General features: G+C 36.7%; 23 protein-coding genes and 1 pseudogene. 11 read left to right on the plus strand and 13 right to left on the minus strand.

The genetic code is table 11. The features are described from left to right. Window positions 1–109 precede the first annotated feature (109 nt). The 3 genes from NST21_RS21500 to NST21_RS21510 form a co-directional block, all read right to left on the minus strand. On the minus strand, window positions 110–874 hold the full coding sequence (locus tag NST21_RS21500; protein WP_056529556.1) for a TIGR03943 family putative permease subunit: 765 nt from the start codon (window positions 872–874) through the stop codon (window positions 110–112). Then, window positions 874–1,887 (minus strand): permease, encoded by a 1,014-nt coding sequence (locus NST21_RS21505; protein WP_340891106.1) that lies wholly within the window; start codon window positions 1,885–1,887, stop codon window positions 874–876. The genes NST21_RS21500 and NST21_RS21505 overlap by 1 nt, the downstream gene beginning before the upstream one ends. A gap of 221 nt (window positions 1,888–2,108) precedes the next feature. Next, a complete protein-coding gene (locus NST21_RS21510) occupies window positions 2,109–2,777 on the minus strand; it encodes a YdeI/OmpD-associated family protein (RefSeq protein ID WP_445670560.1) in 669 nt (222 codons plus the stop codon). Between the two features lie 635 nt (window positions 2,778–3,412). Here NST21_RS21510 and NST21_RS21515 point away from each other — a divergent pair. After that, on the plus strand, window positions 3,413–3,916 hold the full coding sequence (locus NST21_RS21515) for a DinB family protein (RefSeq protein ID WP_056529569.1): 504 nt from the start codon (window positions 3,413–3,415) through the stop codon (window positions 3,914–3,916). A gap of 295 nt (window positions 3,917–4,211) precedes the next feature. After that, window positions 4,212–5,195 (plus strand): GMP reductase, encoded by a 984-nt coding sequence (gene guaC, locus NST21_RS21520; RefSeq protein WP_340891108.1) that lies wholly within the window; start codon window positions 4,212–4,214, stop codon window positions 5,193–5,195. Window positions 5,196–5,542: 347 nt separating this feature from the next. Here the strand turns inward: guaC and NST21_RS21525 are convergent, their stop codons facing one another. Together NST21_RS21525 and NST21_RS21530 are read right to left on the minus strand one after the other, a co-directional pair. Further along, complete coding sequence (locus NST21_RS21525; protein ID WP_340891110.1) at window positions 5,543–6,103, minus strand: HPP family protein; 561 nt, start codon at window positions 6,101–6,103, stop codon at window positions 5,543–5,545. Window positions 6,104–6,545: 442 nt separating this feature from the next. Then, window positions 6,546–6,884: a zinc ribbon domain-containing protein YjdM gene (locus NST21_RS21530; protein WP_056529574.1), complete on the minus strand. Its 339-nt coding sequence runs from the start codon at window positions 6,882–6,884 to the stop codon at window positions 6,546–6,548. Window positions 6,885–7,049: 165 nt separating this feature from the next. Here NST21_RS21530 and NST21_RS21535 point away from each other — a divergent pair, with 165 nt between their 5' ends. From NST21_RS21535 to NST21_RS21550, 4 genes are all read left to right on the plus strand, one after another. Then, entirely contained in the window at window positions 7,050–7,739 is a 690-nt protein-coding gene (locus NST21_RS21535) for a response regulator transcription factor (RefSeq protein ID WP_056529595.1), read from the plus strand. Continuing rightward, window positions 7,736–8,740, plus strand: a complete 1,005-nt coding sequence (locus tag NST21_RS21540; RefSeq protein WP_340891111.1) for a sensor histidine kinase — start codon at window positions 7,736–7,738, stop codon at window positions 8,738–8,740. Before NST21_RS21535 ends, NST21_RS21540 begins: the two co-directional genes overlap by 4 nt. A 100-nt stretch (window positions 8,741–8,840) precedes the next feature. Beyond that, on the plus strand, window positions 8,841–9,602 hold the full coding sequence (locus NST21_RS21545; RefSeq protein ID WP_201186282.1) for an ABC transporter ATP-binding protein: 762 nt from the start codon (window positions 8,841–8,843) through the stop codon (window positions 9,600–9,602). Next, a complete protein-coding gene (locus NST21_RS21550) occupies window positions 9,592–11,538 on the plus strand; it encodes an ABC transporter permease (RefSeq protein WP_340891112.1) in 1,947 nt (648 codons plus the stop codon). Before NST21_RS21545 ends, NST21_RS21550 begins: the two co-directional genes overlap by 11 nt. A gap of 54 nt (window positions 11,539–11,592) precedes the next feature. On the opposite strand, the gene NST21_RS21555 is transcribed toward NST21_RS21550, so the two are convergent. The 3 genes from NST21_RS21555 to NST21_RS21560 form a co-directional block, all read right to left on the minus strand. Beyond that, on the minus strand, window positions 11,593–12,657 hold the full coding sequence (locus NST21_RS21555; RefSeq protein WP_340891113.1) for an NAD(P)/FAD-dependent oxidoreductase: 1,065 nt from the start codon (window positions 12,655–12,657) through the stop codon (window positions 11,593–11,595). A 441-nt stretch (window positions 12,658–13,098) separates the two neighbouring features. Next, window positions 13,099–13,332, minus strand: coding sequence for a hypothetical protein (locus NST21_RS28945; RefSeq protein ID WP_445670605.1), 234 nt, complete (start codon window positions 13,330–13,332; stop codon window positions 13,099–13,101). Window positions 13,333–13,507: 175 nt separating this feature from the next. After that, the gene (locus tag NST21_RS21560) at window positions 13,508–15,148 is read right to left on the minus strand and encodes a PucR family transcriptional regulator (RefSeq protein WP_340891114.1); all 1,641 of its coding nucleotides are present in this window, start codon (window positions 15,146–15,148) and stop codon (window positions 13,508–13,510) included. Window positions 15,149–15,615: 467 nt separating this feature from the next. Here NST21_RS21560 and NST21_RS21565 point away from each other — a divergent pair, with 467 nt between their 5' ends. The 4 genes and pseudogenes from NST21_RS21565 to NST21_RS21575 all read left to right on the plus strand — a co-directional run bounded on the left by NST21_RS21565 (window position 15,616) and on the right by NST21_RS21575 (window position 18,932). After that, entirely contained in the window at window positions 15,616–16,737 is a 1,122-nt protein-coding gene (locus tag NST21_RS21565) for an alanine dehydrogenase (protein WP_340891116.1), read from the plus strand. 381 nt (window positions 16,738–17,118) lie between these two features. After that, window positions 17,119–18,462: an APC family permease gene (locus NST21_RS21570; protein ID WP_340891117.1), complete on the plus strand. Its 1,344-nt coding sequence runs from the start codon at window positions 17,119–17,121 to the stop codon at window positions 18,460–18,462. A 45-nt stretch (window positions 18,463–18,507) separates the two neighbouring features. Continuing rightward, a pseudogene (locus tag NST21_RS28950) lies at window positions 18,508–18,689 on the plus strand (IS110 family transposase); the annotation flags it as partial. A gap of 105 nt (window positions 18,690–18,794) precedes the next feature. After that, the gene (locus NST21_RS21575; RefSeq protein ID WP_340891119.1) at window positions 18,795–18,932 is read left to right on the plus strand and encodes a hypothetical protein; all 138 of its coding nucleotides are present in this window, start codon (window positions 18,795–18,797) and stop codon (window positions 18,930–18,932) included. 35 nt (window positions 18,933–18,967) lie between these two features. Here NST21_RS21575 and NST21_RS21580 read toward each other — a convergent pair whose 3' ends face one another. From NST21_RS21580 to NST21_RS21590, 3 genes are all read right to left on the minus strand, one after another. After that, window positions 18,968–19,156 (minus strand): hypothetical protein, encoded by a 189-nt coding sequence (locus NST21_RS21580; RefSeq protein WP_053347386.1) that lies wholly within the window; start codon window positions 19,154–19,156, stop codon window positions 18,968–18,970. Window positions 19,157–19,382: 226 nt separating this feature from the next. Beyond that, window positions 19,383–19,772, minus strand: a complete 390-nt coding sequence (locus NST21_RS21585) for a hypothetical protein (protein ID WP_340891121.1) — start codon at window positions 19,770–19,772, stop codon at window positions 19,383–19,385. Between the two features lie 173 nt (window positions 19,773–19,945). After that, window positions 19,946–20,296, minus strand: a complete 351-nt coding sequence (locus tag NST21_RS21590; protein WP_056521741.1) for a hypothetical protein — start codon at window positions 20,294–20,296, stop codon at window positions 19,946–19,948. Window positions 20,297–20,918: 622 nt separating this feature from the next. Between NST21_RS21590 and NST21_RS21595 the strand changes: the two genes are divergently transcribed. Next, complete coding sequence (locus tag NST21_RS21595; protein WP_034309346.1) at window positions 20,919–21,140, plus strand: DeoR family transcriptional regulator; 222 nt, start codon at window positions 20,919–20,921, stop codon at window positions 21,138–21,140. 87 nt (window positions 21,141–21,227) lie between these two features. Here the strand turns inward: NST21_RS21595 and NST21_RS21600 are convergent, their stop codons facing one another. Together NST21_RS21600 and NST21_RS21605 are read right to left on the minus strand one after the other, a co-directional pair. Further along, window positions 21,228–21,950, minus strand: coding sequence for a pseudouridine synthase (locus NST21_RS21600; protein ID WP_057214741.1), 723 nt, complete (start codon window positions 21,948–21,950; stop codon window positions 21,228–21,230). Window positions 21,951–22,076: 126 nt separating this feature from the next. Next, window positions 22,077–23,678, minus strand: a complete 1,602-nt coding sequence (locus tag NST21_RS21605) for a putative polysaccharide biosynthesis protein (protein WP_057214738.1) — start codon at window positions 23,676–23,678, stop codon at window positions 22,077–22,079. Between the last annotated feature and the right edge of the window lie 38 nt (window positions 23,679–23,716).

Here is a 23,716-nt window from a genome sequence, read left to right on the forward strand (position 1 = left end):
TGATGAAGTTGTGAATTCATAAAGGTTTTTCCTTCTTCCATTTTCATCCACTCCTAATTACAAAGTATTTTAACACACTCCATAAAAAGGAACAATATCCCATAGCAATCTATTGAATAATCTCCACATTTTCATACAAATAAGCTTCTTCCGGTGCCTTTATTTTCTTCGACTCTTTTAAATCAATAACCGGTACCGCTTCACCTTTGTAACTCCCTTTTTTTAATGTGCCTGTAATGGTGTACCAATCATTCGTCTTCATATTTTTCACATTTCCATTGACCATATAGCCGTATAACGTCGCGTCGACCACACAGCAGGACATGGAGAGGCGGGCGATTGCCATTTGTTTTTCTTTAAATGAATCTTCACGATAAATAAACCCGGAAAGCTCTATTTCCTTCCCCTCGATTGTATCGAGGTTGTTCAGTAAATCATCCAATACTTCAAAGTAATTGTCATCTGTGACAGAAATCTTTTCACTGTTCACATGTTTCCCTGCATCGTATGAACTTACTAAGGGAGTCTGTTGCTGCGCCATCCCTCTTTTTGCCAGCACTTCTCCGCTCAATGTAAAGTCCGTCAAAATGAAGCCAAGCATAATCGGAATGAAGAACAAACTATATTTCAGGACCTTCATGGCCGGAGAAGACTCTCTATGGGATTCACACTCACAATTATGCAGGCTCTGTTTTTGTTTTTTCATACGCAGAAGACTGATTACTAAAAAAGCAAAAAGCGCAGCCAACGCATATGGAACCATTTTGGGTGCAATTAATTTCGTTAAATGACCAGAAACGTACAATTTAAAAATCATAAGACCCAATCCAAGTAGCAGCAGTCCCTCAAGTCTTTGGATAAAAAAACTTTTCATTAGATGTCCCCCTTACTTATCATTACACCTGCGAGCAGACACAGACTGAAGACGACTGCGAAAACAAGCAGTACATATGTGACGACAAATCTCCGTTTAAAACAGGACAGCATAATCAGAACATTTTTCAAATCCAGCATTGGACCAAATACAAGGAAACCAAGGATAGAACCCGGTAGAAAACTATGAGAAAAGGAAGCGGCAACGAATGCATCTGCTGATGAACAGAGCGAAAGTACAAATGCGATTCCCATCATCAGTGCTGTGCCTTGAATCGGAGTCTGACCGATATCGGCCAGAATAGTCCGATCCATTAAAACTTGAAATACACTGGCAAACAAGGCGCCTATGATAAAGTATCTGCCGACCATAAAAAATTCCTGTGAAGTGTGATCGATGAAGCTTGTCCATTTACTAGGCCCAGGAGTAACGTGATCATGCTCATGAACAAGTTCTATCTTATCTTCTTTTACCACGTCTTTACTGCAGAAGATATAAATAAATAAACCTACAATAACGGCCGTAATAACACAGAGAATGATTCTTCCGTATAGAATGGACGGGTTATTCTGAAAGGCATAATAAGTTGAGCCGAACACGATGACATTTAAGATTGGGGCGGTAACGAGTAAAACAACACCTGCATGAACCGGGACACCCTTCACAATTAACCTTCGCACGACCGGTATGATTGCACACTCGCAAACCGGGATAATCAGTGCCGCCGCAATCGCAGCAAAAATAGCCGTAAGAGGTCTTTTTGGAATCATCCGCTGAATGATTTCTTCACTAACAAACAACTGGATAAACGAAGATGCAATTGCACCCAAGAACAGAAAAGGAATCGATTCTAAAAACAACCCCAAAAATACAACCAACACCGAATGAAGCATCGGGTAGGCTGAGAAATCAAGTGCTTTTGGAATAAACACATCGCCTAGAAAAAAGAATGCAAGTAGCAAAAACAGCAGAATCAATAACAGCAGATTGCCCGTGTATCGTTTCAAAAGCATTTTATCAACCACCTTTACAAATCATAATTATTACGATTTGAAATTTTAATTTGGTCTAGTATATGCGTTTGATAGAGTGAACATGACAAAAAACAGAGAGTGAACTAGTCTCTCTGTTTCAGGTTGGAGCTTTCTTTATTTATGGTAAGGTTTACAGATTCTAGCTAAGTTCATGCATGATGAACTACAGAAGAAGAAAAGTAGAAGGCATCGTAATACACTTATTTATCTCTTCTATATAAATCCCGACTTTTGTAACCCTCTCCAAGAATCACTTTCATTTCTTCGCGTCGCTTTTCTTTAGTCTCCTCTTGTTTAGCACTATACACATAACGAGCCCAATCTTTACGGTACCCTGGAGTGAGTGATTGATAGTACGCAAGTAAATCCGGAGAATCCTGCAAATCTTTCTCTATATCCTGAATCATCGCGATATAATCATCTACACATTGACTTGCTTTGGAAGATGGTTGATTCTTGTTTCGGGAATCTTCTTTAAGACCGACAACCGTAAAGACATCATCTAATCCAACCATACGTGCAAACTTAATGTTACTCGATCCAATATAACCATTTTCATCTGCACCTAGCCCAGCTAATAAATCATCACGATGAATATACGTTGGATACACTTTATTCCCCTTCTTGGGATAAGCCAAAAAGATATAGCCGCTTTTATTCAGATAATTTTTTTCAATTACCTTGTTTACGATTCCTTTTAAAGACTCCATATCTAATACAAAAGCAAATATAAGATCATACGTACTTTCAGAAAGCTCTGTTTCATATTCCGCTAACTCCGCTAAATAATCTGCACCATCTGGTAAATGCAAGACTGCCACCTTTTTATATTTTTGTAAATTCAATTTTTCAACTATTGTTTTAGCCATCAAGATCCACCCGTCAAATTTAATATTGTATATCTTTAGTGTAAAAGTTCCCCATTTCATTCGCAACTTTTCCTGTTCAAATTATGAAAGTATACTTTTATTTTCAAATCTATCTACTGAAATTATTTATTTAAGAGTCAAAAAAAGACGAGAGAATTAATCTCCCGCCTTTTCTATTATCATTGCTTTAAGGAATATTAACGGTGTTATAATTTAGAGGTAATTAGTTCCAAAGCCCAGCTTCTTCGAGTTTCTTTTTACCTTTGAATGCTAGGACAATCAATAGTAAATTGATAGTCAACATAATAGCAATTGCAACCAGTACTGATGTATAGCTACCTGTAAATTCAAAGATATAAATGTATCCTGGTAAAGCGACAATCCTGTTTAATCACGCTTCTGTCAATCTATCCATTTTTTTCTAAAAATGCTTCAAATCTGTTAAAATTATTAATGGATAAAGAACACTTTTTTGAAATTTTGACTCCCTGAGAATAAATCAGGGAAACCACCTAATAGACGAACGATTTTTAATATAAAAAGAATATACTTTTCGGATTCAGTCATACGTATCATGAAAAACGTGTTCGAGTGATACATTCAAAAACGAGGTGTCATTAAAGGGGGAGGTTCGTATGAATTTTATAGAGTATGATTTATTATTCGAATCGAGAAACCAGCTAATAGAGGAAATTACAGAATTGGAGGACAAGACACTCAATCACAAACCTGTTCCTGATATATGGAGCATCGCCCAAATTTGCCATCACTTATATCTTTCTGAGCAGGCAATTACTGAAGCTATAGCCAGAGGTATTCGGGATAAGGATTACAAAAATATCATTCAAAAAAATATTTACTTAATTTCTGATATGAAAAAAAAATTCAAATCTCCTGACATCGTTTTACCCTCACAAAAACCTTTTCAATTATCAAAAATTATAGATTTACTGGCTGAATCAAGGGATCAATTATTGCAGGTTCTTTATGAAATGGATAAAGAAATTGTTTTAAATAAAAAGAAAGCCAAACATCCCATGTTCGGGGACCTATCATTGGATCAATGGATTGAATTATTATCCTTACATGAGCAAAGGCATACCAAACAGATACAAGATATTAAATTCAATATTATGTAATCCCTTCAATCGCAATGTCACCTTAGACTCTTCATCAGCTGTATTAACATTCTAATTTTTTGGATTCTTTGTCTATTCAATATACGACCAAATATCAGTTTCCTCTATGTTAATTATACGATGATATACGTTTATGTTACCCCTCTGCCTATCAATTTGTCATAACTTTTCTGAAGTGACACACAATATAACTATTAAAAATTTTGACTTACTGAGAAAAATGATGTACATTACCTAGTGGGCGAACAATTTTAATATAAAAATATAATAACATTCGTATATAGAGGTGCATATCATGGAAAACGTGTTTGATTATGAAGATATTCAATTAATTCCTGCAAAATGTATAGTAAATAGCCGTTCTGAGTGTGATACAACTGTAACCTTAGGTAGACATACATTTAGGTTACCTGTGGTCCCTGCAAATATGCAAACAATTATAGACGAAAAGGTTGCCATTTACTTAGCGGAGAATGGTTACTTCTATGTGATGCATCGTTTCGAACCAGAAAAGAGACACTCATTTATTAAAGATATGCACTCACGTGAATTAATCGCATCTATTAGTGTGGGCGTCAAAGAAGAAGAGTATGGTTTCATACAACAATTATCAAATGAACATGTTGTACCAGAATTCATTACGATAGATATCGCACATGGTCATTCCACTGCTGTTATAAATATGATTCAGCATATTAAAAAACACTTACCTGATACTTTTGTTATTGCAGGAAATGTGGGAACTCCAGAAGCAGTAAGAGAATTAGAGCATGCTGGTGCTGATGCTACAAAAGTAGGCATTGGACCAGGGAAAGTATGTATCACTAAAATTAAAACTGGATTTGGAACTGGTGGCTGGCAATTAGCTGCACTTCGTTGGTGTGCAAAAGCAGCAAGTAAACCTATTATTGCTGACGGAGGCATTCGCACACATGGTGATATAGCTAAATCAATTAGATTCGGTGCCTCTATGGTTATGATTGGTTCATTATTTGCTGGACATGAAGAATCTCCAGGAGAAACAATTGAGAAAGATGGAAAGGCCTTTAAAGAATACTTTGGTTCAGCTTCGGAATTCCAAAAAGGTGAAAAGAAGAATGTTGAAGGCAAAAAAATGTTTGTCGAGCACAAAGGATCTTTAGAAGATACATTGAAAGAAATGGAGCAAGATCTTCAGTCCTCTATTTCTTATGCTGGAGGAAACAAGTTAGAAGCAATCCGTAATGTAGATTATGTTGTAGTTAAAAATTCAATCTTTAACGGTGACAAAGTATATTAAGATTATTATATTTCACAACCTGGTGAGCAAGATACTTTATTAAGTACTTGCTCATCTTTATATTGTTAATTAATTCCTTTTTTTAATTGGTAACCTCTTTAATCCTATTGTATATCTCAAACGTGATTTATGAATAATTTATCAGACAAACAGGGTTAAGCCATTTCCATATGCTAAAGGTCCCAACCTTTAGCATATGGAAATGGCTTTTTATTTTTATTCGTATCATTTTTTTAAACTTGCAAGACTAGTAAAATCCAGATAATTAAGCTAAAAGAGCAATTTTTAATAAACATCATCTGATAACTAATCATATTAGTTATCTCAGTTTATATACATTATTAGTCTCATAACCAGTGTTTTGGATACTGTCTTGCTTGAAATAAGTTATTATAGATCATTGATATAAAAACTAATAATATAGTACCTATTGCAATCGAAATAAGGAATCCCCATCCAGCTTGAGAATTAACAGCAACAAGGGCACTTGCTGCTGCGGGAGGATGAACAGTTTTTGTAAGAGTCATTATTAATAATACAATAGCTAATACTAGACCAATAATGAATAGACTCTTACCAAATATGCTCCAAATAATAAGTGCTGAAGTGGTAGAAATTAAATGTCCTCCAATAACGTTACGAGGTTGAGACAAGATACCTTTATGGGCGCCAAATACAATTACACAGCTTGCACCTAGAGGAGCTAATGCCATAGGATATCCTAAATAGACAGCTACAAAACTAATGATAATAATAGCAATGAGTCCACCTATAGCTGAAACAAAGGAATCAATATAATCAATTCTGTCTTTATCTCTAGTTTCGCCCTTCATTTTCTTTAAATAAGCTTTTAAGCCTATGTTTGGTTGATTATTCCAACTTTTCTCAAGATTTTTTTCAAAAGCCATAATTTACGTTTCCCTCAAGCTTCCTAAATAATTTGACAAGAAATTTGACAGAGTTTCTGCCATATAAAGTTATTTTACAGGAAAACAATGAACGTTTAAATATATATCTGGATTTTCTTTATTTTGGAAATCACGAACTCTTCGACCCTCTTTTCATCCTGCATTTTCAATACAAAAAGTTAAGATAAAGCCTCTGTAAAATGCCGAGTACAAGATTGCCCGCTAGACCTTATAACTGAGAAGAATGATAGAATCTTCCGTAAATAATCACGCCTCGTTTGCCGTATAGACTGCCATGAAAACTCTCCATCTATTTTTTTACAACTATTCCTCCAATAGTGAAACTTTTCAGAAACTAAAAAAATCCTGGTAGAATTTGAATATCTACCAGAATTGATAATAGAAAATATTTTCGGTTCAGTTGCATAAAAAAAAACTGCTTTTATACCTTTTTAACAAATTCAGATTTTAATTTCATAGCTCCAAATCCGTCAATTTTGCAATCTATATCATGATCTCCATCAACCAAACGTATACTTTTTACTTTTGTACCTATTTTCAGGACTGATGAACTCCCTTTTACTTTAAGGTCTTTAATTACTGTTACAGAATCACCATCGTTTAAGACATTTCCATTTGCATCTTTGATAATTTTTTTATCACTATTTTCAGTTTCTAATTCTAAAGTCCACTCATGAGCACATTCCGGGCAAACAAAAAGACCTCCATCTTCGTACGTGTATTCTGAATTACATTTTGGGCAATTTGGAAAATCAGACATAATTTCATTTCCTCCATTCGTTATGGTCCATTCTAATATAATAGTGGTTTACATACAACCGGTAACGATGAACAGGCTATTACAGCTCCTTTTCTCCCCCCTATAGAACCTTTAAAGGTTTTACTATATAATTTTAAGAAAAAGCTGGAAAGTGCGGTGAACCCTTTGTTTAAACTACTATTAATAGAAGATGATACGACGTTATTCAATGAAATTAAAGATAGATTGGCGCAATGGTCTTATGATATTTATGGAATTGGCGATTTTAGTAAAGTGGTTCAGGAATTCACGGACATAAAACCTGATTTGGTCATCATTGATATACAGTTACCGAAGTTTGATGGATTTCATTGGTGCAGAATGATCCGGACCCATTCCAATGTTCCCATCATCTTTTTATCTTCACGTGATCATCCTACCGACATGGTGATGTCCATGCAGCTTGGAGCTGATGACTTTATTCAAAAGCCCTTTCATTTCGATGTACTCATCGCAAAAATACAGGCCACCCTTCGCCGTGTCTATAATTACAATACCGAAAAGATCGAATTGAAAACCTGGTGCGGCGCAACTGTGGATTACGAGAAGAACACGGTATCGGCCGAGACTGGCACAATCGAATTGACGAAAAATGAAATTTTCATCTTGAAAAAGCTCATTGAGCAGAAAAATAAGATCGTAAGCCGGGAAGAATTAATCAACAGCTTATGGGATGACAAACGTTTCATAAGCGATAACACCCTTACAGTCAATGTGAACCGTTTACGAAAGAGGTTGGATGAACTGGGTTTAGGGCATTTTATCGAAACGAAGGTCGGACAGGGCTATATCGCAGTAGAAGAGGCAAATGCATGATCAGAAAATATTTCGTGGAAAGGTTCAGCTGGATCACATTCTACATACTTCTTCATCTATTCATTATCTTTGTCGCTTATCTTGATTCGGCCATTCCGTTAAAGCCAATTATGTATATTGTCTTTTTATCATTGCTCATGTTCAGTATCTTTTTAATTGTCCGTTACAAAATAGAAACGAAATTCTATAAAAGTTTAGAAGACCGGGAAGACAATCTTGATTTAACAAATATAGCCGATCCAGACAGCCCTTTTGAAAGAATCATTGAAAACAGCATCATGAATCAAACCGAATTTTTGAAACAGTCTGCTTCGCAAGGTCAAATGACTTTAGAACAGGAGAAGGATGAATTATTATCTTGGATTCATGAAGTGAAGACACCATTGACGGCGATGCATTTAATGATTGACCGCTTGGATGATGAATTGCTGAAATCCCATTTGACTTATGAGTGGCTGCGCATTCACCTTCTTCTTGACCAGCAGCTCCATCAAAGGCGCATTCCTTTCATCGAAAATGATTTGTATATTGAGAATACCGATTTGGAAACAATAATCTTTGATGAGATTAAAACGCTGCAATCATGGTGCATTCAAAAAGGGATTGGCTTTGACATTCATTTAGAAGTAACCGAAGTGCTTAGTGATGCCAAATGGCTGGCCTTCATCATGAGGCAGCTCTTGACCAACTCCATCAAATACAGTGAAAACTCAGATATCACGATATATAGCCATGAACAAGCTGAACAAACGATTCTTGAAGTGAAGGATTCTGGACGGGGCATCGACCCAAAGGATTTATCCCGCATATTTGATAAAGGATTTACATCCACGACAAATCATCGTGACAATGCGGCAACAGGCATGGGGTTATATTTAACCAAGAATGCTGCTGAGTCCCTATTCATCTCCATTGATGTAAAATCAGAGCTTGGAACCGGAACGACCGTTACCTTGACCTTCCCAAAAAGAAATGATTTCGTGAATATCACAAGCATGTGACAAAAGTGTCACATGCTTTTATTCTTTGTTCGTCCAAACGAAGGAAAAGAAATACATTGCCTTTTATAATGAGGATATAGAAAAAAAGGAGTGTATCCAAATGAATATATTAGAAGCGAAAAAAATCCATAAAAGCTATGGTAATAAATTTAATAAACAAGAAGTATTAAAAGGACTGGATATTAACATCCAAGAAGGCGAATTCGTGAGTATCATGGGAGCATCAGGTTCAGGGAAAACGACATTGCTCAATGTTCTCTCCTCGATTGATAAGATTAGCAACGGGAGCATTATAATCGATGGAAAAGAAATTTCCGGTATGAAAGAAAAGAAACTGGCCGAATTTCGAAAGAACCATTTAGGCTTCATCTTCCAGGAATATAACTTATTGGACACACTGACTGTCAAAGAAAATATCCTTTTGCCCTTATCCATTACAAAAACACCCAATAATGAAGCGGCACAAAAGTTTGATACCGTGGCGAAGGAACTGGGCATATATGAAGTGAAGGATAAATACCCAAATGAAATTTCCGGTGGTCAAAAACAGCGTACGTCTGCAGCACGGGCTTTCATCCATGATCCAAGCATCATTTTTGCGGATGAACCGACTGGGGCGCTAGACTCCAAATCAGCTTCCGATTTACTGAACAAACTGAGCGAAATGAATAAAAAGCGCAAAGCAACGATCATCATGGTAACCCATGATCCAGTGGCGGCCAGTTATTGCAGCCGAGTCATTTTCATTAAAGATGGACAAATCTATACGCAATTGAATAAAGGTGAAGAATCCAGACAAACCTTCTTCAAGGACATCATGAAAACACAAGGCGTTTTGGGAGGGGTTCAAAATGAGCATTAATCAACTCATCTTTCGAAACCTGAAAAAGAATCTGAAGAACTATTACCTGTATGTGTTTGCCCTAGTCTTCAGCGCTTCCCTTTATTTTGCCTTTGTCACCTTGCAATATGACCCATCGATGGATAAAACGGAGGGTACAGTGAAAGGGGCCGCCTCCATCAAGGCTGCATCGATCCTGCTTGTTGCGATTGTTTCCATATTCCTTTTATATGCCAATAGCATTTTCATAAAAAGACGCAGTAAAGAAATTGGCTTATTCCAATTGATAGGCATGACCAAGAACAGGATATTCCGTATCCTGAGTGTGGAAAACCTAATCTTGTATTTCTGTTCCGTATTCCTGGGAATCTTTGTAGGGTTTGCGGCTTCAAAATTAATCATCATGATTTTATTTAAAATTACCGGTGTCCAGGCGATCGCGACCCTTCAATTTTCTTTTCAGCCGCTTGTTCAAACCGTGCTCGTTTTTAGCGCCATCTATCTTTTCATCATGTTAATGAATTATGCCTTCATTAAAAGGCAGACCATTTTATCATTATTTAGAGTGACTTCAATGACGGAAGGAAAAGTGAAAAAGGTTTCGATGTTCGAAATGATCATCGGGATATTCGGGATCATCCTGATCATTGCTGGCTATGTCGTTTCATCCAAATTATTCGATGGAGCTTTTTCAGAGATGACCGAGCTTTTTATGGCCATGGTCTTCATTCTGGCATCCGTCATCATCGGGACCTACCTATTTTATAAAGGATCCGTAAGCTTTATTTTTAATATCGTCCGTAAAAAGAAAAATGGATATTTGAACATCAATGAAGTATTGTCCCTTTCATCCATCATGTTCCGGATGAAATCGAATGCGGTATTATTGACGATCATCACGACCGTTTCCGCTTTGGCGATTGGATTATTATCATTAAGCTATATCTCCTACTACTCAGCAGAGAAGAGTGCACAAAGCAGTATCCCTACCGATTTTTCCATGACGGATATGAAAGATGCGGATGCATTCAAAGAAGCTTTATCAGACAGTAAAATCGATTATAACGAAAAGGTGATTGATGTCATTCAAGTGGATGTCAATGTAAAGGAAATAATGGAGACCAGCCTGGAAACTGTGAACTTTGATCCAGACATCATGACTGTCCCCGTCATCAGTGATGAATCCGTTAAAGGAATCAACCTTGCTGAAGATGAGACCCTTTTCAGCGGATACAGTAATATGATGGAGAAGGTCATGTCCTTGAAGGATTCCGGAAAGATTGAACTGAAAGGCAAACACGAAGTCATTCCGCAAACATATATGGGATTGAATGATGATACCTTCTTGTCCTACTATTTTACGAGTGGCGGTTTGCCCGTTGCCATTGTAGACCAAACGATATTCGACCGTTTGAAAAAGGATATCGACCCGAAAATCCAAAAAGTATCATCGGTGAATATCGGGATTGATGTGAAGGATGAAGCTGAACTCGAAAAGGCGAATGATATTTTCAATAAAATGAGTTTCAAAGAAGAACATGTAAATGATTCCCAATTAGAAATGTTCAACACCCAGAAGAAGAATATGGGCCTTATCATGTTCATAGTCGGCTTCTTGGGATTAACCTTCCTCGTCACATCCGGTTGTATCCTATATTTCAAACAAATGGATGAAAGTGAAGGCGAAAAATCCAATTATACAATCTTAAGAAAACTGGGATTCACTCGTGGTGACTTACTAAGAGGAATCCAAGCAAAACAAGTTTTCAATTTCGGTATTCCTTTAGTCGTCGGGTTGCTTCACAGTTATTTCGCAGTCCAATCAGGATGGTTCTTATTCGGGACCGAAGTTTGGACACCGATGATCATCGTCATGGCATTATACACGGCATTGTATTCGATTTTCGGAATCCTATCCGTTTTTCATTACAAAAAGGTTATTAAAGAATCACTATAAAAAGAAGTTAATAAAGCTCCATGCCAAAAAGGGCATTGGAGCTTTTATTAACAGTTAAAGAATTTTAGATGGTTTCATCATTTGTTTAACTAATTCTCTATTGCGCTTTTTAAAGATTTCATTATGTGACGAGACCATTCCAATTTCATTAGCGTCAGGCTGGATAAATTGTTTTGCCTTGTTTACAGCATTTGCTGCATCTTGGAAGGTACCTGCTATTAAATTTAACTTCCCATCGTGCTTTAGAATATCCCCAGCGGCGTAAATTCCATCTATCGAAGATTCACTAGTAGCATTACCTGCAATAAAGTAATTATCTGCTTTAGCAATACTCACTTTACTATTTTCAAGTAGAGAAGTATCACGCTCATATCCATGATTTATAATCACTTCATCAATGGGCAAGTACGAAACCTCTCCAGTTTCATGATTTGTCAATTCAACATGTTCAATTAATTCATGATTAGCACAGGCTACTAGTTTTGTAATCGAAGTATTCAAAATACAAACTGCGGAACTGTTCATTAATTGTGTTGCTTGTGATTCATGACCTGCTAAACTATCTTTTCTGTATGTTAAATAAACTTTTTTGGCGATAGGCTCTAATTCATTTGCCCAATCTATTGCAGAATTTCCACCACCGGAAATGATCACTGTTTTATCTTTAAATCGTTTAAATGACTTCACTATGTAGTTCAAATTAGAGACTTCAAACCTTTCGGCCCCATCTATCTCTAGCTTTTGAGGATTCAATATTCCACCGCCTACAGCCACAATTATTGTTTTTGAAAAGTGCTTTTGGCCTGAAGCAGTAAGTAATACAAAAATACCTTCTTCATTCCGTGTGATTGACTCCACTTTTTCATTCAACACTACTTCTGGGTTAAATGTTAAGCCTTGCTCTACTAGCTGTTCAATTAATTTTGCTCCCGTAATTGGTGTCAGCCCTCCCACGTCCCAAATCATTTTCTCTGGATATACATGAATTTTCCCGCCTAATTGTGGTTGATATTCAATAAGCTTTGTCTTCATTTCTCTTAACCCACTATAGAAAGTGGAGTAAAGGCCTGCTGGCCCTCCTCCAATAACAGTTACATCGAATAAATCTTGCTGTTCCATTTACACTCACTCCTCGGTAACCAATTGTAATTGATTATCATTCTCATTTAATGGTACACTCTTTTCTTACTTTTTACAATAAGGCTTTGTTAAATAACTTTGTTCATTTTAAAAATCAACAGAGTTGTTTATTTCCAATTACTGCAACTCATCATTCATTAAGAACGTATGAATGATAAATGGCGTATTACCATTAAAATGAAAAATTAGGTTAACAATAGAGTAGGAGGTATGGGGCGTCAATGAATATTATTGCTAAATTGTTTTTAATCCTCGGAGTCTTAATATTATTATAGATAGTATTCCCAATAGGTTCGAAATCTTACTTTAATAATATGAAAATAAAACTTGCAAGTGATGGGTGCTACGACATACTCCTACATGTAAGTATCATTATGCTTTTAAAGCATATAGCTTTTATCTCAAAATAACGTATTAGATTTACTTCTGTAGATGTAATGTTGAAGTTAACCTGCCATATTCATAGATACAGCAGTTTAACAGGATAGCTCTCTCTCTATTCGTATCATTACTCTTAGAAAGTAGACAAGAGATATTGCGGAACACAATGTTGCCTATTCGCCCCTTGGTTGGACAATGACAATCATAAACTCCCCCCTCAACTTCTACTTCCATAATAAATCGATTTCTTCGTTTTAGAATTACACCCTCTATGAGACATAAAAATCATCTTGTTAGCTTGGTGAGCATGTAGCGTTACCTCTTTAATATTTTTTCCGGTAACAGTAAGTTGTTTTATCTTCAATATCAAGCAATTTTAAGATGGTCACTTTGTTAGCATTCTTAGAGCCATCTATACATTTACTATCATTTACTTTGCGGTTGATAACTACTTCGTAGGTACTCCCACTTGTTGTATAAGTTGAAATGCTTTCAAAGCCATTTCAACGTTTAATCTGTTCTCCGGCATATCAAAATCAAAATCAAGAATCTTTTTTATTTTTTCCATTCGATGATAGAGTGTTTGTCTTACAATATGCAATTTTTGAGCCGTAAGCTTCTTTGAGCGATCAAACTCAAAGTATTTCGTTAAAGTCAGAAGCAATTCCGTTCCATATTCCTTATCATAGTTTATTAAAGGAGAGAGATAGTCCTCAATAAAATGTGCTGTATCTTGATCATGCTGAATTAATTGAATTAGCCGAAATATGCCAAGGTCTTCGTAAAAGGCACTTGTTGAAAATGTACGATAATTTAAAGCTAACTGCGCTTCTCGATAACCAGTATGAGCATCCAAAAGTAACTGGTATTGTCGCCCAACACCTATACGGATTTGGCTAGATTCACCTTCTCTAACATATAGCAAGGTATCGATCACTTTCAAGAAGCGTTCCTTAGAGGAATCGGCAGTTCCCAGATCAATAGCTAATACAATAATTTGATTTCTTATTGAAGTGATATAGGGTGTAAAAGAATATTTTCCGAACCCAGATCGAATTTTTAAAGAATAATGATAAATAGCAGATTCATTTTCTTCATCCGATAAACTTAATGAAGACGGATGAAAAACATCTTCGATATCAATGATTGCAATTCGATAACGTATAGAAGAGTGCTTAGATTTTAACGAAATAAATCCCCTTGCTTGTTCCTCATTATTGATGCGTCTATAAAGTAAATCATTTAACCATGTGGATTCTAAACGCAATCGTTTTTCATCCAAATAATGTTTGCGCAATAAGTCTTGTGAGATCGCTAGGGAAGCGCGATCAAGGATTAGGAAATCAAATTCATCCGATTCACGATCTAAAGCCATAACAAGGTACGCCCAGATTTGATCCATTGCCCCGATCGGTTGGAGAAGAATAGTATGGTTTAATGCCTTCCATTCAACGGGCGAATCATTTGTAATTCGGTCGTGCCAGTGTTCTTTATCTTCGTAAATGGTTTGGAGTAGCTGTTCCATAAAGTCATTTTTCAATCCTGGAATCGAAAAAGGAGTTCCTTCTAAAGGAAGATAGATTATTGGTGCTTCTGTCTTCTGTTGCAACAACTTTAGAATATTTGATAACCCATGAGTAGTGAGTGACAATGAATGGAACTCTCTTGAAATCGAATCTAATGTAACCAACTTCTCATGATGAGCATTAATGAAAAACGAATGTAGATCCTGTGCTATTTCGACGAAGTTTATGAATTCTTTGAAAATAATAATCGGAAAGTCATACTCATTTGCCATCTCGATCATTTCTTTAGGAATCTTTTCGAAGTAATGTCCAAGTTCTATACATAAACATGAGGCGTTGCGTTCGATAAGATTTAACAAAAATGAAGTATTAGAGGAGTCTCTCCATTCAAACCCAAATCCGGTGGAGAGTATCAGTTCCCCTCCCTGAAAGATGGTATCATCAAAAAACGGAATTTCAAGGACATGTGTCCATTTGACTTGACGGTGCAACCCGTTTTCCCCTGCAACTACCTCCGTCTTTGAAAAGAGTGAGCGCTTAAGAACATCTTGTACTGTAAGCATATGTACCTCCTCATTTTATAATTGTTAGCTGTATCATATTATAACTATACTAGAAAGTCTAAGCCCTAAAATATGGATCCCTTTCTCTGTTTACCCCCAATTAATGCGTTCTTTTACGTGCTTTGATGAAAAAACTTAATCAACCTGAGAATCTTTCATAATAGTATCCATTTATACCTTTTTTCATCTATTATAGGTGCGGATGAATCTATTCTATAGAATAACAGTGGAGTACTGAAACTGAAAACAACCAAAACATTAGATGAACAATGGAAAAATTATCACTTTTTACCAATTCTGTATTCTTGAAAGTCCAGATAATCTGTCCTAAGGGATTTAAATAAACGTGCTTGGTTAAAAAAAAACTAATATAAATTTAACCTCGTGTCTAATGTAAGGGTTGTCATTTTCCTGTAAGATTTTAGAATGTTCAATTAATTAAATGCAATTAAAAAGGAGAATGAATAATGATAGTAGGAGTTCCTAAAGAATTAAAAACTGCAGAGACTAGAGTGGGATTAAATCCAACATGGGTAAAAAAATTAACAACTTTCGGTCATGAAGTACTTATACAAAGCATGGCAGGTGAAGCTAGTGGTTTTTGTGACGAGGAATATGTTTTGGCTGGAGCAAAAATAGTAAACACGATTGACGACATTTATGAGAAGGCAGAATTTGTTGTTAAAGTGAAGGAACTTCAACCCTATGAATACGGCCTTCTTAGAGAAAATCAAATGATAATGGCATGGTTTCATTTGGCGGAAGATGTTAATCATGAAATGACACAGGCATTACTAGATACAAAAGCAATTTCATTATCAATGGAATTAATCGTTTTACCTGATGGGACGAGACCTACGATTAAACCAATGAGTGAAATTGCAGGAACATTAGCAATGCTTGAAGCAGTCAAATATGCACAATATGGTTATGGCGGAAAAGGAATACTTCTTCGGAAACTGGCCGGATTGCCCTCGAGCAAAGTATTCATACTTGGTGGTGGCAATGCTGGACTCAATACTGCGCAAGTTGCTGTGGGTCTCGGATTGAATGTAACAATCATGGAAGCATCAATGAAACGCATTGATTATTTGAACAATCAGTTGCCACAGGTGGACATTTTGTGTTGGGATAAAGATACGATGTTCGAAGAACTTATTCAAAGTGATGTTTTAATTAATACAATTTATCCGATGCCAGGGGTAACCGAACCTCTCATAACACGAGAGATGGTCAGTAAGATGAAACCTAAATCTATTATTATTGATATTGCAGGAACGGGTATAATTGAAACCTCACGTTATACGACTTTAGAGGAACCAGTATATTATGAACAAGAAGTCCTACATTACTGTGTCCCTAATATGCCGGCTCTATGTCCACAAACCTCGACAAACATGATGTTGATGACAACCGGCCCATATATTATGAATATTGCGAATAATGGATTGAAGGAAGTTATAGTAAATGATGTAATCGTAAGAAATTGTATCAGCACTTTGAACGGTGAAATAGTTCATCACGAAGTTGGGATCAATCATAACATGCCTTATACAGATATAAATACAGAGTTACTAGTGTCCAAATAATAAAACGTCCTTAGAGTCATCTCATATTTCTACGTTTCATTTCTATGAATAGAAATCAGTATACAAGTTATTGAACGAGTCGCTACTAAAGAAATTCCAGGAGTCAGTAAAGATGCCAGCGAGAAGATTTTTGAAGGAATTATATAAGATATAATATACATTCCAATGAATTATCCATTCTGCAGACGGAATTCTTTACGAGGAATGGGGAGATAAGTTCTACACAACAAATTCATGGATAATTCAAAGTATGCTCCCTAGCATCTTACTGACTTTTTTATGATTTCTAGAAAACCACGTATTAAAAAAGCTATGGAAGTAATAATATAGATCCCATTTCTTGTAAAAGGTTAAATCAGGTAAAGGAGGAGAGTATTTTACATGTCAAATTTAAGGAAAACAGATAGAACACTTACACTCATTCCAGTTGTGTTGTTTGGTTTTTCATTTATGGGGTTAACCACAGCTTTTACTACGTATGGTATTGCGGCTAATATTTCCCACGGTACGGTTCCGGGGGCAATGATAGTTGCTCTAGTGGTAATGATGTTTACTGCTTACAGTTATGGGAAAATGGCAATTGCGTTTCCATCTTCCGGTTCTGCTTATGTTTATACGCAAAAATCGATCAATCCCTCTGTTGGATTTCTTGTCGGATGGGTGATCTTAATGGATTATTTATTTATGCCAATGGTAAATTATTTAGTATTTGGTATTTTTTTCTCAGCAGCCTTTCCTACAATTCCAAGTTACATATGGATTGCAGGTATGCTGATGCTCGTCACTTTTATTAATATTAAAGGATTGAAGTTTGCCACAAATGTAAACGCATTCATAACGATTTTTGCTTTTCTTTTTATCCTTATCTTTATAGGTTTTTCTATTAAGGAAATTTTTATGGGAGAAAGCACGGCAACTCTTTTATCTCTTGAGCCATTCTATAATTCGAAAGAACCCTTTTCTTATACAATAGCTGGAGCAGCATTATTATGCTTTTGTTTCCTTGGGTTTGAATCAGTTACAGCGTTTGCGGAAGAGACAGTGAACCCTAAGAAAACAATTCCCCGAGCTGTTATATTAATTACTCTTGGTGGTGGTTTAATCTTTACAAGTGTTTCATATTTCTCGTATCTTGTATGGCCAGAGTATAATACATTTAATAATCCTGATTCGGCTGCCTACGAAATTATTAAACTTGTTGGTGGAAAGGCGATGTACTCAATATATCTTGCGCTTTACGCTTTAGCTGTATTTGGTAGTGCTATGTCGTCCCAGGCAAGTGCATCACGAGTCCTCTATACGATGGGGCGAGATGGACAGTTTCCTGAAAAGTTCTTTGGCACCCTGCATCCGAGATATAGAACACCCGTAAATAATATCCTGATCATTAGTTTTGTCTCTTTGCTTGCTTTATTTTTAAGTTTAGATCTTGTAGCATCATTTATTAATTTCGGGGCGTTTCTTGCGTATACTTGTGTTAATATTGCCGTAATTGCTCATTATTATATTAGAAATAGAGAACGTTCGGTAAAAGGAACTGTCTTATATTTATTTATTCCTATTATTGGAGCTGCTCTTGATATTTTACTACTTGTGAATCTTGATGTGCACTCAAAGGTACTTGGAGCAAGTTGGTTAATAATAGGCTTCATTTATTTACTTGTATTGACAAAAGGACTTAAAAAACAGCCACCAGTATTGAAAATTGAAGAAAATATGGTGTAGATTTAAAATAAAGTCACGATGTTTATAAGAAAGATGTAAAACGGCTTAGACACAACTATTGTCGTTATGAGACCTACAGGTCAGATGGATTAATCTATCGAAATGGTTATCTAACGAAAAGACTGATGTCGTAAGTCAATCCTCACCTTGTAAAAAGAAATAAAGAGAATCGAGATAACACTCAGTCCAAAAGTGATAAAAAAGACGCTCTCGTGATTGCGGATATGAAACAATCAATGAGATTGTTGTTACACTCACGGTTCTTCCCAACCAATCCGTTTTTGACGTTGGTGAGCACTACGGTTCTCTACAACTTCTCTGGAGGAAATCCAGTGGTAGAAAAGGATTTCTTGGCGCTTAATTACTCTTTCTCTTATTATGATAAAATTAAGAGAAAGCAACCTTTTGTTGTCACCAGAGGAAGAGAAAGCAAAAAAAGTGCAGCCATATCTCATTCCCATCAAGAATAGAGTATATGCTTCACTTTTTTTACTGTAATTAATGTTTAGTTTGTACGAGGTCTCTTACCATCTGAAATAAGACTATTAATTCTTTCGATAATATCGGGAAGTTCACTCATCGTTTTAATCGTAAAATCAGCCCCATTTTGCATAAAGGAGTTTGCAGTTTTAGAGATTACATTTTCTTTATCAAATTCTGATAGACTAGTAAACTCATCTAAACTTAATCCCATCTCAGAGCTCCCAATAATGACTCCAACTGACCAAACTCCTGCATTTACTCCCTCTTTAATATCTGTGTGTATAAGGGAGATGTGGTGTAGTACTTATATCGGAATTTTCTGTTTTATTAACATCTGTTTGTTCTGATATTGCTTTTTCTTGATCCGCATTGGACTTATCATCTGTGTTTGCACATCCACTAAAGAAGACGACTAAGGGGATCCCTAAATCGGTGTGCTAACCTTCGGTAAGAGCTAAGTAATACTTTACTTTCCCGTTATATTCAACGATTAGCACGTCATCCCGCTCTTTTGTTGAGTATATTTTTGCTCCTATGGGTAATTGATTGGCCATACCATCTTTTAACGATTTACTGAAACCATTTGAGAATACCTCTGTAATTTCTCCAACAGATTCGTTCTTAGTCAGTTTAAGCTCATTCACCCATTCAATATCCGTTTTATAAATTATTTTTTCCCATTGGAGAATGTCTGCATTTTTATCGAGTTTTAAAACTTCTTCTGCATCTGGAATTTTAGATGTCACGGTTTTGATTTCTGTATTAAAACAACCAGACAAATAAAAAATGCATACCATTAACATGAAAACCACTATGTTTTTCTTCATCATACACCTCCATTCAATTAGACGTATGGATTTAACTTTCGTTACTGAATATAGCTATAGATTGCGTTTGAAAGTTCCGGCTAATGGCAGCCATCTATTTTTTGGGTTATTCATTCATTTTTATCCAAAAAATGCAAATGCCCTTGTTACCAAGGGCATTCGCTCAATCAGATTTAATTAACAAATAGAAATAACTTCCTATGATTTTCCTCAAACGTTTGTTGACTCTTTTCCGTATAGTCCATCCACTTCACCTTTTTACATCTTTCCTCTAATCTTTCATTCAGTTCTTCTTCAATTTCATGCATGAAACGAATGATTTCACCATACGGCATATTAAAATGACGAGCAGCGAGCCGGGGTGGGGAATGCTTTACCAGTAATCTCATAAAGTGATCGACCGTGTCCGCTTTTGAAGCGAGATAATCTTCTTCATTCACGATGAATTCATACACTTGTTTTTTCACGCCAGAAAGTTTGGTCACCTCGTCACGCAATAAAAACTCCATTAATCTTTCGTTCATATGACTCTACCTCGAATTTGATTATATTTAAACTCCTTGAGATTATGTATGAAAAAGCTATACTGCTCAACACCTCATTATGACATCGTAAACGTTACCCATCAAGCAAATCCTATCCTCAAACACAAAGCGTAATAATTACGATTTAAATTCTATATGTAAAGTAACATGTATACTCCCCTTAGTCAAGGCTCTCAACGGTTATAGCTGAGCAAGGTTTTTTAAGATCGATTAAATGATTTGACTTTGTATGTAAAAAATATCTTGGCTGACCATGCTTTATGCTCATTAATTTAGTAAAAATCAGCTGAATGCATATTTTGTTTTGTTTAATGTAAAAATATGAGTATGAAATAAATAATTACCTCTATTATTATTTACTGTAATATTTTTGTTAAAATTTGATATAATAAATGTAATATTTAGTCAATTGTCACTTTTTTATAGAATTTAGTTTTGTAAAGGGGTAAAATATAGCTAATGACATCTTGTTTTTTCTAAATGTTTCCGAGGAGTTATAGGGTGGGTATAGCAAGTACATAGTGACAGCTGAAATGCTGTCCGACATATCGGTTGTTTTCATTTGTTCAGAATAACAATGAAAAGAATAAGGAGTGATTTTTTGAAACCTTCAACAAATCGCATGTTAACCCGTATTAAATCCGTTTATATGTTCATTAGTAATAACGGTACGGTTTCTACTCAAGAGCTTGTAGAAGAATTTGGCATCACTCCTCGAACTGTGCAGCGCGATTTAAATGTCTTAGCATACAATGACCTTGTTCAAAGCCCAAGCCGTGGCCTTTGGACGACAACAAGTAAAAAGGTAAAGATGTCATCTTAAAAAGAACGACCACCCGAACGAAAATCGATATGTAAAATAAGTTTGAGGCGGACATAATTGTCCGCCTCATTTTTTCTTGCTTATTTATTATTCAGTCGGCTGGCCAGCTTTCAGTTGTTCGAGCTCTTCTGCTGTTAACTCCCTGTATTCGCCAAGTTCAAGTTCTTCATCAAGCTGCAGGCTTCCCATCGAGAGACGCTTTAGATACACGACCCGTTTCCCTACGGACTCAAACATCCGTTTCACTTGATGAAACTTCCCTTCCATAATCGTTAGCTCAATATCCGATGTAAGCCCTGATTTTAAAATATTTAATTCACCTGGTTTTGTTTCGTACCCATCATCTAGGGTCACGCCGTTGCGGAATGCAGCAATGTCTCGCTCCGTTACTTCGCCGTCAATGACAGCAAAATACGTTTTAGGGACGTGTTTTTTCGGGGAAAGTAGTTGGTGGGCAAGCTTTCCGTCATTCGTGATCAGCAATAGGCCTTCTGTATCTTTATCCAAACGCCCGACTGGGAATGGTTCGAATACCGAATCCTCTGGCTCTAAGATGTCAATGACCGTCTCCTGGTGTTTGTCTTCAGTAGCCGATAACACACCTGGCGGCTTATTCATCATTAAATATATAAATTCTCTATATTCAACCCGTTCACCATGAACCGTTACGATTTCTGTATCAGGATCCACTTGTTCCTTCGGATCCTTCAGTAGTCGTTCATTGACCTTAACTGCTCCAGATTTCAAGAGTTTTTTTACTTCTTTTCTGCTTCCGTAACCAATATTGGATAATATCTTATCAATTCTCATTATTTCCTCCTAAAGCCTATTCAGTAAAAAGCCTTGCCCACTTTTATGACAGGCAAGGCCAATATATTTTAATCAGGGGATTACACCATTCATAATACCCTTTATTTTCCACCATAAACTTCTATCTTATAATCCCAATTTCTGCTTTAACCTATCGATCCGACTACCGAATAAGCGATGTGCTAGCTTGCTTTTCAAGGAAAGCGCCGCATAAATGAGGGCTCCAAAAATCGCACTAACCGCACAAATCAAAATCGCCTGGAATCGCCCTTCCGTTGTAAGCCACAGCGATAATAAACTGAACATGCCCCATGCAGCCAGTCCCATTATCGTTGAAAACACTGTGATCAGCACAGTCCTTCTGATAGTAAGGCCGTAACGATATCCAGTAAAGTAGGTAATGACATACAAATTCAGCAACACAGCAGCCAAGTAGCCGAATGCCGTGGCATAAACGGATCCTTCCGTTTCAAACAACTTGATCATCGGGATATTCAAACTCAATTTGATTAAAAAGCCAACAAGCAGGCTGAGCACCGTATATTTTTGCTGATTGATGCCTTGTAAAATGGCCGCCGAAACGGAAAAAAGCGCAAATAAGATGGAAACGGGCGCATATGCCTTCAGGACACTGATTCCAAGTGGATCATGGCTGTAAAAGGCACTATAGATTGGATCGGCTAGCACCGACATGCCAACGACCGCTGGAATCGTAATGAACAACAAAATTTGGAAGGCTTGGTTCAACTGGCGGTTTAACTCTTCCGAATCCTCACTTACATATGCCTTCGTCACCGAGGGAAGAAGCGCCATGGAAAACCCGGTTGCAAGCGTCATCGGAATCAAGACAAGCTTTTGGGCATATACATTCAAAACTCCAAGAGCATCTTCTGCGACATGCTGTAATCCGATGGATGCCATCGCTTTATTAAAAGACAACAAGTCTGCAAACTGAAACAATGGCATCGCGATTCCGACAAATATGAAAGGAATCGACGAAAGAAATATTTCTTTATAGATCTCCTTCAGGGAAATTTCCATCGTCCCCCGGTCTTTCTTCATCAAGCTGTCCAAATGGGGTTTTTGTTTTTTCCAATACCAAAATAACACCACTAAACCGCCGACAGCCCCTACCGTCGCCGCGAACGTAGCTACTTGGATGGCTCTCACTAACTCTCCATCCAGGACATTCAAAACAACATACACACCAGCCAAAAGGAACACGATGCGGACAATTTGTTCGATAACCTGAGATATGGCCGTTGGTTCCATCGCTTCATGACCTTGAAAAAAGCCGCGGATGATGCTCATAAACGGTACAAAAATCAAGGCGAAGCTGACTGCCCGTATGATCTCCGTGACATCCCTGACATCTTCCTGCCTGACCCCAAAGACTCCAGTAAACAGCGGGGCCATCGTATAGAGAATCAAAAAAGCGAGAAAACCGGTGACAACCATTAATTTCAGGCTCGATTTAAATAACTTCTCACCGACGGCGTACTCCTCGAGCGCATTATACTTCGAAATGAATTTAGAAACAGCAAGCGGCATGCCTGCCGTTGCAAAGCTAATGAAAATGGTATATGGAACGTACCCATATTGATAGAGGGTAGCCCCTTTATTCCCAACCATATGTTCAAATGGGATGACGTAAAATAAACCAAGTATCTTGGAAATAATCGCTCCCAGCGTTAATATAAAAGCCCCTTTTAAAAACTTAGATGACATCTAATCCCTTCCTGCCTCTGTCAGTTACGTTTCACACG

Origin of the sequence: Peribacillus sp. FSL K6-1552 (assembly GCF_038005205.1) — a bacterium.
GTDB classification, from domain to species: Bacteria; Bacillota; Bacilli; order Bacillales; family DSM-1321; genus Peribacillus; species Peribacillus butanolivorans.